The sequence below is a fragment of the Vibrio sp. ZF 223 genome, assembly GCF_003050585.1.
Lineage (GTDB): Bacteria > Pseudomonadota > Gammaproteobacteria > Enterobacterales > Vibrionaceae > Vibrio > Vibrio crassostreae.
In genome coordinates, this window is the sequence record NZ_PIGB01000001.1 from 510,273 (window position 1) to 525,264 (window position 14,992).

Genomic DNA, 14,992 nt, shown 5'->3' on the forward strand with positions numbered 1-14,992 from the left:
TTACGAAAACTGTTTAGTATGGCCGTACTATAAAAATGAATCTATAACGTCTTTGGATATCATGGCTTTACCTAAAACATTAATTCGGCTTTTTAAACCATACATTATTTTATTAACTGGAGGGATGCTCTATCTAGCTGTGGCTCAGCTTGAAAAAGTAGAAACAGCAGCAACTGAACAATCATCGTCAAACATTCGTATCGCAAGCTCCACTATTCGTTCCAACATCGAAGCGACATTCGGCAAGCTCTATTTTTTAGAAACCAGTCTAGGCTTACCTAAAACGGCTCCAATCGGTGATAAAAAATTCAGAGAATTGAGCGATAATATTCTAAAAAGAACGCCAAACTTCTCCGATATCGTTCGGTACCAACCACAATCCCAACAATATATATCAAGTCGTGGATTACCTCTTTCCCATGAACAAATCGACTCCATAAAATGGAACTCAATAGACAGTGTGGTTGAGGATTTCTACATCTCTTCAATTTACCAAAAAGCAGATGGTCGTTGGGTGTTCGCAGTTAAACATACAGCGGAAAGATTGAATGAAGAAATATGGATAGAGTTTGATCTTCTGCACACCACACAAGGCTTAAGAGATTTAAAGACCCTTAACCATGGTTATGTGTTCGTGGTGGATAGAGCGACAGAACGACTGGTTTTCCACCCAGACCCAAAACGTATAGGCTCTAAATCTGTTAGCTATCACGCAGGTATCAGCCATCAACTCTCACAAGGTGAAACCGTCGGTAAGCACGAATACTACTATCAAGATAACTTCAAAATATCGGTATTTGACGCTGACAACAGCTTGAATTGGGTATTTATCGCTGGCACTGATCGCCACGATATCTTAACCAGCTCACACCAGTTTACGTTAACGGGCTTGGTACTTGGTTCACTGCTTCTATTGTGGATTGGCGCAAACTATTTGGCTTATCGTTTGAACGTGTCCTTGTCACAACTGAATAAAGTCGATGACCTTGTAAGCTTTAAGCGAGAGTTAAAATCCATACTTGATAGCTTCACCTACCAAAAAGGCATTCAATTCTGTCTCTATCAGCCTGAGAACCACTCATTCAGTACCATCGACTATCACGGAAATAAATCAACGGTACATTGTGACAAAGCCCTTGCAGAGCGCTTTGCTCCGGACTCCATGGCTTACAGAAGCGGAAAATACGCCGACCCATTGGCGCGTAAACTCAAAATACACCAACGCCATTACTGTATTCCTTTGCACTCTCGTAAGCAGTTGATCGCTGTGCTCTATGTAAACGCAAACTTACCGATTAGCCAGAATATTCTGCGAATGATCCGAGATTACACTGAGGTATCTTTGTCGAACTTACTGCTTCAACATCAATTGAGCAGCAAAGATCTGATGACACAGTTAGACAATAAAAACAGTTTCAGTAGCGCCATCGAAAACTACGCGAGCGAGCCCGATACCTATGTTGCTCTGCTTGATATCGATAACTTCGACCACGTAAACCGTGCCTACGGTGAAGCAGTGGGCGACAAGATGATTAAGCTGACTGCAGAATCAATACGAAGTTACTTCCCTAAACCAATAGGTCTTTGCTTGGCACGTGTTGGAGGAAAAGAGTTCGCTGTATTATTCAAAGCGAATGATGTGAAAGATGCCAAATTCCAGCTAGACCAGTGCCGAAGAGCAATCGCGGAGAAAACCATCGTCACTCCAGATATCACCTTATCACTAGGGGTTAGCGTGGGGTTCTCGCAAATAGAAGGCGAACGCGATTCAGCTTTAGCGCTAGCGGAACAGGCAAAGCTTATCGCACAACAGCTTGGTAAGAACCGAGTGGAAGGCCATATCAGAGCCGTTGCCAAAGCATCTTAAACGTATTCCAACAAGCCTGTAGACTATCTCACACGACAAAGCACCTAGGGTTCACATCCAAGGTGCTTTTGTTTTTCTAGAAAGTCATTACAATGCGCCTTCGATAAGACAATATCCCCTTTTCTAACGACACGAACCTTATGAAGCTAAGTAACCGACTGCAAACTCTCCATTCCCTTGTCAGCAATGACTACCAGCATATTTGGGACTGTTGCTGTGATCATGGCTTTTTGGGTGTTCAACTGTTGTCGGATAACAAAGCCTCTCAGATTCACTTTGTCGATATAGTCCCGTCTCTGATGAATGAACTGGAAGGCAAGCTAGCGCGCTACTTTCCACAAGATAACAGAGCTGAAAAAACGGTTACCAGTCAATGGCAAGTCTACTGCATGGATGTCGCCGCTATTCCGCTTGAGAAACATACTGGCAAACACCTGGTTATTATTGCAGGCGTCGGTGGCGATCTGACTCAGAAATTAGTCGATGATATTCACCGTCAACACCCAGACAAAGCGATCGATTTCTTGCTTTGCCCGGTGCATCAGCAATTCGAGTTGAGAAGCCATTTAAAGGCGCTCAATTTTGGTCTTATTGATGAAATTTTGATCGAAGAGAACCGTCGTTACTACGAGGTTTTATTGGTGAGTAATAACCAAGGTGATTCAGATAATAGCCAAAACGTTCGCGAGATATCGAACGTCGGTGACAAGATCTGGGCACCAAATTGTGACGAACAAATGAAGGTATCACAGCAATACAAAGCCAAAACATTGCAGCACTACTTACGTATCCATCAAGGACAGGAGAAGCAAGGCAAACCGAGTCAAGTGAAGCATGTTATTGATGCCTACCAGTCGGTTAAACCATAGTAAGTACTAACTTTATTGCTGAATATTAAGAATATTCAAATCAATAAAAAGCCGATAGTTCAATGAACTATCGGCTTTTTCAATACTATCAGTTTGGTTTGAGCTTACTGCTGTTGTTTCTTATGAACCGCATCTGTCTCATCAATCGATTCAGCCTCAGAGGGCGTATCAACCCCATAAACCGTATCAAGATAAGCATCTTTCTCTTTCCACGTGTTGTTCAACCAACTGTGGAAGCGACGTTTAAACGCCTTATCTTCAAAGTAATTGCCGTTTACGTTCTCATCCATTGGGTGCAATTTAATACGCACAACTACCTTAGTCATTTTGCCTTTCAGCATATCTTCAAACGGAGAGGTTTGGTTTTCAGGGTAAGCTAGAGTCACATCCACAATGCCATCCAAAATTGGACCCATTGCAGATAAAGCAAACGCTACACCGCCGGTTTTTGGTTTCAATAGGTGTCGGTATGGAGTTTTCGCTGTCGCCAGTTTGTCGTGGTTAGCACGCGTACCTTCGACAAAGTTAACCAATGTTGTCGGCGCTAGCTTGAACTTAGTACACGCTTTGTTGATTGCATTGAAGTCATCATTACGACGCTCTGGGTTACGTAGCAAAAACTCGCGAGAGTGACGTCGCATGAACGGCATATCCAAGCCCCAGCAGGCCAAGCCAACAAAAGGCACATACAGCAGTTCGTGCTTAAGGAAGAACTTCGTCATCGGCATCTTGTCTTTCAAGATGGAAGACAAAATCACAATATCCGCCCAGCTCAGGTGGTTCGACATCATCAAATACCACTGCTTAGTCGAGATATCTTCCCCGCCTTCCACTTGCCACTCGATGTCATTATTCACGTTCAACATCCAAAGATTGAGCGAAGCCCAGCACCAGAATGTGAAGTTAGCTAAACGAGTACACGACTTTTGCACAACAGAGATTGGCAGAATCAGTTTGATGAGGCCAAAGAAGCTCACGGTAAACGCAGTCATTGCGGTATTGATGGTCACGAACAACACGTTCAAGGCCATACGAAGATTATCAAGCATAAAACACGGCTATATTGAGATCGAAAGCCGCCATTATACGCATCTACAAATTATTCTCTTTAGTTATTAGTACAATACTTCAGGGGTCAAACCACTCTTCGGACTTTGCGAAAGCTCGGCTCTAAATCCCCCAAAACAACGCACCACGTACACAACAAACACACATATGAGTCATTTAGACCAATTTATAAAAGGGTCTTTTTGACACAAAAAAATTAATTTCAGCCATCAAGTCAGTATTGATAAGCATTCTCATTATTGGCATGGTACATGCAACTCCAAAATGTAAATAGTTGAGTATCCTTAATGAGATAACTTCTCTTCTTAAAGGTGATGATATGACAGATATTCCTCATGGTTTGGTAACCGGAAAAGTCCTACACAAGACAGAGTGGACAGAACAATTGTTCTCACTCCAAGTCAGTGCTCCTGTCTCCCCTTATCAGGCAGGTCAGTTTACTAAGCTCGGTTTGCTAAATAGTGAAGATGAGTTCGTGAGACGTGCTTATTCGATGGTGAACGCGCCAGAGCACGAAAAAGGTCATCAACATCTCGAGTTTTTGATTATTAAGGATCAAAACGGTCAGCTCTCGCCCCAGCTTCATGAATTGAAGGCAGGCGATGACATCTTTGTCGGCAAAGACCCAAGCGGCTTTATGACATTGGGTGAGATCCCAGAGAACGTCGACGATCTATGGATGCTTTCAACCGGAACCGCGATTGGCCCATTTATCTCAATGCTCGAAAGCATGCAGATTCAACAACAGAATGGATTGGCTACAGAAAAAGCCGCCTCATTCAACAACCTTGTATTGGTTCATGCCGTAAGAACAGAACAAGACTTGACTTATCGAGACCGTATCACTCAACTCGTCGATCACTTTCAAGGAAAACTTAAATATGTGCCAATTATTTCTAGAGAATCAGTTACCGGAACTTTGCGCGGACGAATCCCAAGTTTGTTACTTGGAGGCGATCTCGAGCAAGCCGCGTCTATCGCTTTCAATCAAACCCGCAGTTTCTTCTACCTTTGCGGCAATCCGCAAATGGTTCGTGACACAAGTGACGCACTAACAAGTTTAGGTTTCGAAAAGCATCTACGGAGAAAGCCTGGTCAATTCAGCAGTGAAAATTACTGGTAAAGATAGGCCACCTAAAACACCGAAGTACCTATTTCAAAGAACAGTTAAAGTTAAATAAGAGGTTTTATATGAGTCATTTACGTATTCCTTCTCACTGGAAAATTCAACGTTCAACACCGTTTTTCACTAAGGACAACATCCCAGCAGCACTGCTCAATCATCACAATACAGCTAAAGGCGTGTTTGGTCAGATCTGCGTAATGGAAGGCACAGTGACCTTCTATGGTTTTGCTGATGCAGAAGCAACAGACCCAGAAACCGTTATCACTATCGAAGCAGGGCAATTTGCCACCAGTCCACCTCAATATTGGCACCGAGTAGAACTGAGTGACGACGCACAATTCAACATTAACTTCTGGTCAGAAAAAGAGACCAAGAAGATGTTCAACACTCGAAAGTAATATCTATTCGATATTGATGAACTTATAAGCAATCTACATCGTAATGTGATTTTTGATGTTCAGTAAATAACAACAAGAGACCAAATAACCCTAGTGATTACAATGACTAATGGTGATAGACAAGACAAAAAAACTCTAGCACACTGAACGGAGTTGTTAGTTTTTACCCCTTATCAAATAAACATAATTGGGGTATTCATTTTTTAGGTAAGAGAGGAAGCCATGCTCAACATTGCTTTTTTTAGCTCAAAATCATATGACGAAAAATCATTCAACCTTGCGAAAGGCGAACTCAACGCTGAGTTTCATTTCCATGATTTTCGCCTCACCACAACCACAGCGAAAATGGCGCACGACAATGAAGTGGTTTGTGCGTTTGTAAACGACGATCTATCACGAGAAGTGCTGGAGATTCTTGCACAAGGCGGCACCAAGCTGATTGCAATGCGCTGTGCTGGCTTTGATAAAGTCGACCTAGACGCAGCCAAAGAGCTTGGCCTGCAAGTGGTTCGCGTTCCGGCTTATTCACCAGAATCGGTAGCTGAACACACGGTCGGCATGATGATGTGTTTAAACCGTAAGCTTCACAAGGCATATCAACGTACTCGTGATGCAAACTTCTCTCTAGAAGGCTTGGTTGGCTTTAACTTCCACGGTAAAACCGTTGGTGTGATTGGTTCCGGTAAAATTGGCCTAGCGACCATGCGTATTCTGAAAGGCTTGGGCATGAACATCCTATGTTACGACCCATACCCAAACCCACTAGCCGTTGAGCTAGGCGCTACATATGTAGAGCTAGACGAGCTTTACAAAAAGTCTGATGTGATTTCTCTACACTGCCCTATGAGTAAAGAAAACTACCATCTATTAGATGCGACTGCATTTGAGAAAATGAAAAATGGCGTGATGATCGTCAACACTAGCCGCGGTGAACTGCTAGATTCAACTGCAGCTATTGAAGCGCTTAAGCAGAGTAAGATTGGCGCGCTTGGCCTTGATGTTTACGACAACGAGAAAGAGCTGTTCTTCCAAGACAAGTCTAACGATGTGATTGTCGATGACGTATTCCGTCGCCTATCTGCTTGTCACAACGTGCTGTTCACAGGTCACCAAGCTTTCTTAACCAAAGATGCTCTGTTCAACATCGCCAATACAACCCTAACCAGCGTTGATGCTTTCTTTGCAGGCAATACGAGCGGCAACGAGCTTGTTCAATAACGAACTGAGTTAAAAACAAACTAGATCTACAAATATAAAGCCACGCAGGTTCTTGATGAACAGCGTGGCTTTTTGGTTTATGCCTGTATCGAAAGCAGGGCTAGATGCAGAAGTGACAATCCTCTATATCTAACCCGTATGTACCTTTTCGAATCGCCAGATGCTCTTCCCCTGCCTTCACGCCCATCTCATAACCTGCATCCAAGATGCTTTGATCCATAGTGAGTCGCTTAACTGCAAACGTTTCCGGTGGCGCAATCACCTTGATGGTCGCATCTTTTGGAGGGTTACGAATGAACTCCAAAGATTGGTTGTAGTTTTCAGCACGCACCGCCATCGACTCTGCAATGTTAGGGAATTTCTTTAGTAGTTTTTTCAGCATCCACTGATACTTCTGCGGTTTCATTCGGTAGCTAAGTGGGTGAGAAAGAATCACGGTAATGTCTCGCGCACCACGACGATAGGCTTCGCGAACCGGAATTGAATCCGCTACGCCACCATCGGTATAACAACCACCAGAGAAGCACGGTGTTTCACGGTAAGCGATAGGTAGAGCCGTTGTTGCTTCAACCACGTTAGAAAGGTTTTCAGGCTTGATATGGTAGTAGTCTGCACTGCCAGTATCGACGTTAGTTACAGCAGCAATTAAAGGAACACTTGAGAACAGCTGACCGTAATCAAGCGGATAACGTTGGTTAGATTCATCCCACAACCACTTAACGTCGACCAAATTGCCACCTTTAGCAAAGCGAGCAGGGTTAAAAAACGTCTTATCGGTCGCCATGGTAGTAATCACGTTATAACTACGCTTCGGTGCTTGAGATGAGTAACCAACAAGGTTCGACACGCCCGCAGATACGCCAATAGCAAAATCATAGGGACGGAAATCGTCTTGCATAAAGGCGTCCAACACTCCGGCTGCGAAGATGCCTCTCATTGCCCCACCTTCAACGATTAATGCGCTTTTACTCATCTCAAACTCTATTACTTTATAAACTGATAGCTGTAGGATAATCCCGTCCATTTTATAAAGATAATGGGATGTGTTTATCAATTCGATAGGTAAAAACTATCAATAGAAATGGTGCTAATTTTCAAGTAACTGATACTACTTACATGACTCACCTAATACACAGCATGATCAAAAAAGGCCGCTGAGTGATTAACTCAGCGGCCTTCTGACTATTTAAGCGAGTTTATTGATTACGACTTAAATTCGCTCACATCGATTTCAAGCAATTTACCAATGCCTTCACCGTATGCAGGGTCAGCTTTGTAACAGTGTCTTAGGTGACGAAGTTGAATCTCTTTAGGAACGCCGCCTAGGTTACGGGCAGTGTTATCAAACAGAATCGCTTGCTTCTCTGGCGTCATCAGACGGAACAAGTCACCCGGTTGCGAGAAGTAATCTTCATCTTCGCGGTGATCCCAGTGCGCCGCTGCGCCATCTAGGTTCAATGCTGGTTCAGCGAAATCAGGTTGCTCAGCCCATTGACCTTCGTTGTTTGGCTCATAACCCAATGTGCTACCGAAATTACCATCAACACGCATCGCACCATCACGGTGGTAGCTGTGTACTGGGCAACGAGGTGCGTTCACTGGGATATGCTGATGGTTAACACCCAAACGGTAACGCTGCGCATCACCATAAGCAAACAAACGACCTTGCAGCATCTTGTCTGGTGAGAAGCTGATACCCGGAACCACGTTGGCAGGGTTGAATGCCGACTGTTCAACTTCAGCGAAGAAGTTTTGCGGGTTACGGTTCAATTCAAACTCACCCACCTCAATTAACGGGTAATCCGCGTGTGGCCAAATCTTAGTCAAATCGAACGGGTTGTATGGCACTGTCGCTGCATCCGCTTCTGGCATCACTTGCACTTTCAACGTCCATTTAGGGAAGTCTTGGTTGTCAATACTGTCTAACAAGTCGCGCTGGTGACTTTCACGGTCATCGCCGATCACTTGTGCCGCTTCTGCATCAGACAAGTTCTTAATACCTTGCTGAGATTTGAAGTGGAATTTAACCCAGAAACGTTCGTTATCTGCGTTAATAAAGCTGAATGTGTGGCTACCAAAACCGTGCATATGACGGTAAGTCGCAGGGATACCACGATCACTCATCACAATCGTGATTTGGTGAAGCGCTTCAGGTAGAGAGGTCCAGAAATCCCAGTTGTTCTTCGCGCTGCGCATGTTGGTGCGTGGGTCACGTTTCACCGCGTGGTTTAGATCTGGGAACTTAAGAGGATCACGAAGGAAGAATACTGGCGTGTTGTTACCCACCATATCCCAGTTACCTTCTTCAGTATAAAACTTCAATGCAAAGCCGCGAATATCACGCTCAGCATCGGCAGCACCGCGCTCACCCGCTACAGTCGTAAAACGGGCAAACAAGTCGGTCTTTTTACCTACTTCAGAAAACAGCTTTGCCTTGGTGTATTTGGTGATGTCATGCGTAACAGTAAATGTACCGTAGGCACCAGAACCTTTCGCGTGCATGCGACGCTCTGGAATCACTTCACGATCAAAGTGAGCCAATTTCTCTAAAAACCAAACATCTTGTAGAAGCTGTGGGCCACGTTTGCCCGCCGTTTGAACATTCTGGTTATGAGCAACAGGACAACCCGCAGCTGTAGTTAGTTTTTTACTCATGGTCTATTCCTTAAGGTAAAAGATATCGCATCGTTGCCATATCTCCGATTAAAGTGGATTCAGTACTTTAAAAACCACTAAAATAATATGGATAAAGAATAGACCTGAGTGACTAGAAAATATAATCGTTTATATTTATCGTTGCTATCTATGAAACCTATCGAACAGGTGAGTTAACTAAGCCTTTGTATCACCGAACTTTATTTAAGAATTACATGGCCTAACCTCAGAGTTGAGGCAATGTTCCTCGCCGTTCTGGTTAGGTTCAATTCAGCTTCTCGTAGTACTTGCTCGAGTGGCTGAGGAGAGCGCACTGTTCCGAACAAGCTGCTCATTTCACCATATAAGGCTTCGACTTCAGTGCCCAAAGATCCTGCAATCCCTATCGTCGGAATGACTTGCAAGCTCGCACGTTTAGCAATGCCATAAGGCGTTTTTCCTTGAAGGGTTTGATTGTCCATCTGACCTTCGCCGGTAATCACAAGGTCTGCGCCTTTCAATACTTCATCGGCTTGTAAAACATCGAGTACCATCTCAATGCCCGGTTTAATCTGCATATTGAATAGCAAGCCAAGTCCCATCGGCGTACCACCAGCCGCGCCATAACCCGTGCGCTTGTGAACGGATTCATCGCCACTAACACAACCTTGCGCTTCAGCTACTTGAGCAAAGTTCGCAAGCGCCTGATCCAGCATCACAACTTGTTCTGGGCTTGCGCCTTTTTGTGGGCCGAATATATGGCTGGCACCATTATCGCCACACAGTGGATTATCCACATCGCACGCCACAATCAATTCGATATCAGCACAGCGTGAATCTAGATCGGTAAGATCGATAGATGCTAAATCAGCTAGCGCAGCGCCACCTCGGCTGAGTTCTTGCCCTGCACGATCAAGCAATCTACCACCTAACGCTTGTACAATTCCTGCACCACCATCATTGGTCGCACTGCCACCCAAGCCAAGAATGATCGTTTGAACGCCCTGCTGCATCGCTTCTAAAATGAGCTGACCTGTACCAAATGAAGAGGCTACCAATGGATCACGCTGCTCTGGTGTTAACAAATCCAAGCCTGATGCGGCAGCAATCTCAATCAGTGCAGTTTTTTTCTGATTGCTTGCGGATGGCTCAAGTATCGCCCACTCCGCGTTTACAAGTGCCCCCAACGGCCCTTCTACTTGGTGGCTTCGCTTCTGTCCTGCTAAACCTTGCAACAACACATCTACCGTACCTTCACCACCATCGGCCAGAGGTAAAGTCACATAGTCAGCGTCAGGAAAGATTTCACGAAAACCCTTTTCAATACACGCCGCCACCGATACCGCCGATAAAGATTCTTTAAACGAGTCTGGTGCAATAACAATTTTCATACTGATAAATCCAAGGAAATAATAATTTTGATAGGCTGTCGATCCAAAAATGCCCCTATGTCAGATTAGCAAGCCAATCAAGCAATAGGGGCAGTATATAAAGGTAAGCGGTATTAGTTAGTAACAGCTGCCTTTACTTGTGATTTCTCTTTGCTTTTTAGCCAGATAAATACTGCTGCTAAAACTGCAATTGGAATCAATGGATCAATCAGTGTACCGCCTTTACCAAACACCAAGTTTAGAACCATGATGATGCTTGCACCAATCGCCCATGCGATAGTTGAAGACACAGACCAGATCTTGATTTGGTCTGCTAGTTCAGTAATCCCTAGCGTACGGTTGATGATGTGGAAGTACGAATCGTTCAAATGAGAGAAGCCAACCGGGCCTACCGCACATGCAAGTGCTACGAATACTGGGTCTAGACCTAACGTTTCAACCAATGGCAGCGTCATCGTTGCTGCAACCATCATAGATGCCGTTGCTGAACCTTGGATTAGACGAAGCATTGAAGCAATGGCTAGTGGTACAAGTAGAGGTGGAATACCGCTGCTCGCGATAGCTTCTGCAACTTGAGGACCAGCACCAGATGCTTTAAGTACTGCACCCATTGCGCCACCACAGCCAGTTACCACAAGAATTAGACCTGTTGTAGATAACGCGTCATCCATTGAGCTAACCATGTCTTTACGTTCAATGTGACGAGTAAGACCGTATAGCGCCATAAGAACACCGATACCAACAGCAACCACTGGGTTACCAATTAGTGAAATAACGGTATGCATTGCAGTGTCACCTTGGCCAACAAGCGTGTTGATTAAGATGAATGCGATTGGTAGAAGGATTGGACCAAATGATAAGAAGTTACTTGGTAGCTCTTTGTCATCTGTCTCTTTTACTTTCTCTAGGTTTGCCCAATCAGCTTGGTTAGTAATCCATGTTTCACCGTTTGGTACGCGGTAGTACTCGTTACCTACTCGGCGAATGTAAATCATAGAAAGCAGCATCATAGGGATAGAAACCATCAAACCCCAAAGCATGTACTCACCGAGGTCAACGCCAAGAATACCGGCTACTGCAACTGGACCCGGTGTTGGTGGTACAAGTGCGTGAGTGATCAGTAGGCCAAGCGCTAGAGTCACACCTAGGCCAACCGCTGACTTACCAGTGTCACGTGAAATTGCGCGAACAAGAGAATGCAAAATGATATACGCAGAATCACAGAAAACCGGAATAGCGACAAGTACACCTGTAAAACCTAGTGCTAAGTCTTCGCGACCTTTACCACACAGCTTTACAAACGTTTTTGCCATTCGAACAGCGGCTCCAGAACGCTCAAAACACGCGCCCATGATCACGCCAAACGCGATAATCAAACCAATCCCGCCAAGTACGCCACCAAAGCCAGCTTTAATTGCGTTGATCAGCTCTGTTGGTGCCATTCCAGCAAACAGACCCATGATGATACTGGCAATAATCATAGCAAGTGCCACCGGGATTCTCGTTTTAATGATCATACCCATCATGGCTAAAATGCCAATTACGATGCCTATCAGTGCTCCATCCATTGTATTTTCCTTTTTGTACTATTTGTTGTGTAGGGTTTGCATGCGAGAGGCATAGGAGTACCGCCCGCAGCACTTTATTGTGCAGCGACTTTTATTTTGGGCCGCTTTATCTTATTTTTACGAGTTCAAATCTGCCTTAAAGGCTCAAGCTGGCTGCTTCTATAAATAGGGTTTAACCCATTCCAAACCAGCTTCAGTTGTATTTTTTGGGGTGTATTCACAGCCAATCCAACCTTGATAACCCGAATCATCCAAAACACTAAATAAGTGTGGGTAGTTCAGTTCGCCTTCCGATGGTTCATGTCTTTCTGGTACAGAAGCAATTTGGATATGACCGGTATAAGCGGCAACCTCACGAATCAAAGTACTTAAATCGCCATCCATGATTTGTGCGTGGTACAGGTCAAGTTGCAGCTTCACATTTGACCTATCGACCAACTTAATCAGTTCGACAGCATCACGTTGGTGAGCAACGAAGTAATTAGGAACATCACGGCTATTCAGCGGTTCAATCATCAATTCAATGTCTTGCTCAGCAAACTTATCTGCGGCAAAACGAATGTTTGAGATAAAGGTTTCAACGTGTTGCTGCCTCGTGAAATTCGCATCATGTAGACCCGACATCGCGTGAACTTTCTTGCAATTCAGCGCTTTAGCGTACATAAGAGCTGTATCAACGCTGGCTTTAAACTCTTCTTCACGGCCAGGAATCGCTGCGAAGCCACGTTCACCTGCATCCCAATCACCTGGAGGCATATTGAACAGGGCCTGTTCAAAACCAAATTTCTGCATTTTTTCTGCGAGCTCGTCCGCTTCAAACGCGTAAGGGAATAAGTATTCCACTGCTTTGAAACCGGCTTGGTGTGCTTTTTCAAAACGCTCCAAAAATGGCACTTCTGTGAATAACATCGTTAAGTTTGCTGCGAACTTAGCCATTATTTGCCTCTCCCTTTTAAATCCATCACTTCTTCGTCCGTTAAGTAACGGATATCATTCCCTTTCAATAAGAATGCTAATTTGGCGGTCTCTTCTAACTCTTCTGCATTGTCCACGGCATCGACAAAATCAGTGCCTGTTACTACTGGACCATGATTCGCCAACAAAAAGGCTCGGTAGTCGCCAGCTCGCTTTGCAAGCTCTTCAGCGATCTGAGGGTCTCCTGGGCGCAAGTAAGGAATCACAGGTAATTCACCAATTCGCATCACAAAGTATGGCGTAAATGCCTTAATCGCGTTATTACGATCTAACCCTACAAGGCATGAAAGTGCAGTCAGGTATGTTGAGTGTAAGTGCACAATCGCATTGCACTCTGCATTGTTTCTATAAATCGCTAGGTGGAATGCCGCTTCTTTTGACGGTTTCTTGCCTGATATATGGTTGCCATCGATATCGACAACCGATAATTCCTCAGCCACAAGACGACCAAATGAAGAACCGGTTGGTGTTGCTAGAAAATGCCCATTTGGCAATTTGATAGAGAGATTACCGGCACCACCTGTCGCGTAACCTCGTTCGAACATCGAACGAGCGAGCGTTACCATTTGCTCTCTTAACTGCTGTTCGTTCATCAAAACTTTACTCATCTGAATCTCGCTTATGAAAAGAATGATTGCGCTCTAGCGAAGAAATTCTCGTCACCAAAGTTGCCCGATTTAAGTGCTAGTGAAAGATCACCTTCAACCGACTTAACCCAAGGCACACCCGGTGCGATTTGAGGACCGATATGGAAACCTTTAACCGCTAAACTTTGCGTCACAACACCTGAGGTTTCACCACCAGCAACGATGAAATTCTTCACACCATGTTGTTGTAGCTTGATAGCTAACAGGCTAAAGAATTGCTCTACGGCATGGCTTGAAGCTTGTGCACCGTACTCTTCTTGAATGGCTTTAAGTGCAGCCGCATCAGCGGTTGCATACACTAAAGGAGCAAGCTCACCTTGGTTGTTAGTCATCACCCAATCGAATACTTCATTGGCGTATTGATCGTTGGTTAAGCATGCCTTCACATCGATAGCGAAGTGAGGAGCGAGTTGCTTGTAAGCTGTAACTTGTTGGTTAGTCATTACCGAACAAGAACCAGAGAACACAACCGTTGGCGCTTTTATTGGACTACCTGCGTTTTTTGCATCGCTTTGGTCAGCAAGATGTTCAGTCCAGTTTTTTGCGATGCCCGCTGCTAAGCCTGAACCACCTGTGATTAACTTCAGAGATTTAGCTGCTTGGCCTAACGTCACCAAGTGTTCTGCGTTAAAAGCATCAACGACCGCATAACGGTTGCCTTGAGCTTTTAGTTCATCAAAATGAGCGGTGACTGCATCAGAGCCTTGTTCAATAATTTGGAAGTTAACCAAGCCAGAAACACCCTCTGATTGTGCATCCATCATTCGAACGACACTGGAATCTGTCATCGGTGTCACCGGGTGATTACGCATGCCTGAATCACTTAATAGCTCACCAAAAACAAACAAGTGGCCGTTGTAAACCGTGCGACCATTAACTGGCAATGCAGGACAAACCATAGTGAAAGATTCGCCAAGCTCAGCCAAAAGTGCATCGGTTACGGGACCGATATTGCCCTCAGCTGTGCTGTCGAACGTCGAGCAGTATTTGAAGTAAAACTGTTGGCAGCCTTGAGATTGAAGCCACTTAAGCGCAGTCACCGAATCGGTTACCGCTTCATCTACCGGGCAAGAGCGAGATTTAAGGCTGATCACGACCGCATCCGCTGAAGCATCAAAGTCACCCGTCGGAATGCCGTTCAATTGAATAGTGCGCATCCCGTTTTCAACTAAGAAACCAGCAATGTCTGTTGCACCTGTAAAATCGTCTGCAATAACACCTAATAACATGA

At 44.7% G+C, this 14,992-nt stretch carries 13 protein-coding genes; 5 read left to right on the top strand and 8 right to left on the bottom strand.

The window, feature by feature from the left end; genetic code table 11:
• The first annotated feature begins 124 nt into the window (after nucleotides 1–124).
• Both CWO13_RS02160 and CWO13_RS02165 read left to right on the top strand, forming a co-directional pair.
• Complete coding sequence (locus CWO13_RS02160) at nucleotides 125–1,867, top strand: sensor domain-containing diguanylate cyclase (RefSeq protein ID WP_108082451.1); 1,743 nt, start codon at nucleotides 125–127, stop codon at nucleotides 1,865–1,867.
• A gap of 140 nt (nucleotides 1,868–2,007) precedes the next feature.
• Complete coding sequence (locus tag CWO13_RS02165) at nucleotides 2,008–2,736, top strand: tRNA (adenine(22)-N(1))-methyltransferase (protein ID WP_102431443.1); 729 nt, start codon at nucleotides 2,008–2,010, stop codon at nucleotides 2,734–2,736.
• 104 nt (nucleotides 2,737–2,840) lie between these two features.
• On the opposite strand, the gene CWO13_RS02170 is transcribed toward CWO13_RS02165, so the two are convergent.
• Nucleotides 2,841–3,785, bottom strand: coding sequence for an acyltransferase (locus CWO13_RS02170; protein ID WP_108082452.1), 945 nt, complete (start codon nucleotides 3,783–3,785; stop codon nucleotides 2,841–2,843).
• A gap of 338 nt (nucleotides 3,786–4,123) precedes the next feature.
• Between CWO13_RS02170 and CWO13_RS02175 the strand changes: the two genes are divergently transcribed.
• The 3 genes from CWO13_RS02175 to CWO13_RS02185 all read left to right on the top strand — a co-directional run bounded on the left by CWO13_RS02175 (nucleotide 4,124) and on the right by CWO13_RS02185 (nucleotide 6,546).
• On the top strand, nucleotides 4,124–4,927 hold the full coding sequence (locus tag CWO13_RS02175; protein ID WP_108082453.1) for a ferredoxin--NADP reductase: 804 nt from the start codon (nucleotides 4,124–4,126) through the stop codon (nucleotides 4,925–4,927).
• 68 nt (nucleotides 4,928–4,995) lie between these two features.
• Entirely contained in the window at nucleotides 4,996–5,328 is a 333-nt protein-coding gene (locus CWO13_RS02180; protein WP_108019587.1) for a DUF1971 domain-containing protein, read from the top strand.
• A gap of 222 nt (nucleotides 5,329–5,550) precedes the next feature.
• A complete protein-coding gene (locus CWO13_RS02185; RefSeq protein ID WP_108082454.1) occupies nucleotides 5,551–6,546 on the top strand; it encodes a 2-hydroxyacid dehydrogenase in 996 nt (331 codons plus the stop codon).
• Between the two features lie 100 nt (nucleotides 6,547–6,646).
• On the opposite strand, the gene CWO13_RS02190 is transcribed toward CWO13_RS02185, so the two are convergent.
• The 7 genes from CWO13_RS02190 to otnK form a co-directional block, all read right to left on the bottom strand.
• Nucleotides 6,647–7,519, bottom strand: coding sequence for a patatin-like phospholipase family protein (locus tag CWO13_RS02190; protein ID WP_108082455.1), 873 nt, complete (start codon nucleotides 7,517–7,519; stop codon nucleotides 6,647–6,649).
• A gap of 230 nt (nucleotides 7,520–7,749) precedes the next feature.
• On the bottom strand, nucleotides 7,750–9,201 hold the full coding sequence (locus CWO13_RS02195; RefSeq protein WP_108019594.1) for a catalase: 1,452 nt from the start codon (nucleotides 9,199–9,201) through the stop codon (nucleotides 7,750–7,752).
• A 200-nt stretch (nucleotides 9,202–9,401) separates the two neighbouring features.
• Nucleotides 9,402–10,571, bottom strand: coding sequence for a glycerate kinase (locus CWO13_RS02200; RefSeq protein WP_108019596.1), 1,170 nt, complete (start codon nucleotides 10,569–10,571; stop codon nucleotides 9,402–9,404).
• A 113-nt stretch (nucleotides 10,572–10,684) separates the two neighbouring features.
• Nucleotides 10,685–12,139: a GntP family permease gene (locus CWO13_RS02205; RefSeq protein ID WP_102431792.1), complete on the bottom strand. Its 1,455-nt coding sequence runs from the start codon at nucleotides 12,137–12,139 to the stop codon at nucleotides 10,685–10,687.
• Between the two features lie 159 nt (nucleotides 12,140–12,298).
• The gene (gene otnI, locus CWO13_RS02210; RefSeq protein ID WP_102431791.1) at nucleotides 12,299–13,075 is read right to left on the bottom strand and encodes a 2-oxo-tetronate isomerase; all 777 of its coding nucleotides are present in this window, start codon (nucleotides 13,073–13,075) and stop codon (nucleotides 12,299–12,301) included.
• A complete protein-coding gene (gene otnC, locus CWO13_RS02215; RefSeq protein WP_181359905.1) occupies nucleotides 13,075–13,722 on the bottom strand; it encodes a 3-oxo-tetronate 4-phosphate decarboxylase in 648 nt (215 codons plus the stop codon). Before otnC ends, otnI begins: the two co-directional genes overlap by 1 nt.
• Nucleotides 13,723–13,733: 11 nt before the next feature.
• A complete protein-coding gene (otnK, locus tag CWO13_RS02220) occupies nucleotides 13,734–14,990 on the bottom strand; it encodes a 3-oxo-tetronate kinase (RefSeq protein WP_102431790.1) in 1,257 nt (418 codons plus the stop codon).
• Nucleotides 14,991–14,992: the final 2 nt, after the last annotated feature.

Excerpts from the sequence above, each read along its gene's own strand:
- CWO13_RS02180 (WP_108019587.1), top strand. The coding sequence starts at position 4,996 with ATGAGTCATTTACGTATTCCTTCTCACTGGAAAATTCAACGTTCAACA.
- CWO13_RS02185 (WP_108082454.1), top strand. The coding sequence starts at position 5,551 with ATGCTCAACATTGCTTTTTTTAGCTCAAAATCATATGACGAAAAATCA.
- CWO13_RS02195 (WP_108019594.1), bottom strand. The coding sequence starts at position 9,201 with ATGAGTAAAAAACTAACTACAGCTGCGGGTTGTCCTGTTGCTCATAAC.
- CWO13_RS02160 (WP_108082451.1), top strand. The coding sequence starts at position 125 with ATGCTCTATCTAGCTGTGGCTCAGCTTGAAAAAGTAGAAACAGCAGCA.
- CWO13_RS02200 (WP_108019596.1), bottom strand. The coding sequence starts at position 10,571 with ATGAAAATTGTTATTGCACCAGACTCGTTTAAAGAATCTTTATCGGCG.
- CWO13_RS02170 (WP_108082452.1), bottom strand. The coding sequence starts at position 3,785 with ATGCTTGATAATCTTCGTATGGCCTTGAACGTGTTGTTCGTGACCATC.
- CWO13_RS02205 (WP_102431792.1), bottom strand. The coding sequence starts at position 12,139 with ATGGATGGAGCACTGATAGGCATCGTAATTGGCATTTTAGCCATGATG.
- otnK (WP_102431790.1), bottom strand. The coding sequence starts at position 14,990 with ATGTTATTAGGTGTTATTGCAGACGATTTTACAGGTGCAACAGACATT.
- CWO13_RS02165 (WP_102431443.1), top strand. The coding sequence starts at position 2,008 with ATGAAGCTAAGTAACCGACTGCAAACTCTCCATTCCCTTGTCAGCAAT.
- CWO13_RS02190 (WP_108082455.1), bottom strand. The coding sequence starts at position 7,519 with ATGAGTAAAAGCGCATTAATCGTTGAAGGTGGGGCAATGAGAGGCATC.
- CWO13_RS02175 (WP_108082453.1), top strand. The coding sequence starts at position 4,124 with ATGACAGATATTCCTCATGGTTTGGTAACCGGAAAAGTCCTACACAAG.
- otnI (WP_102431791.1), bottom strand. The coding sequence starts at position 13,075 with ATGGCTAAGTTCGCAGCAAACTTAACGATGTTATTCACAGAAGTGCCA.
- otnC (WP_181359905.1), bottom strand. The coding sequence starts at position 13,722 with ATGAGTAAAGTTTTGATGAACGAACAGCAGTTAAGAGAGCAAATGGTA.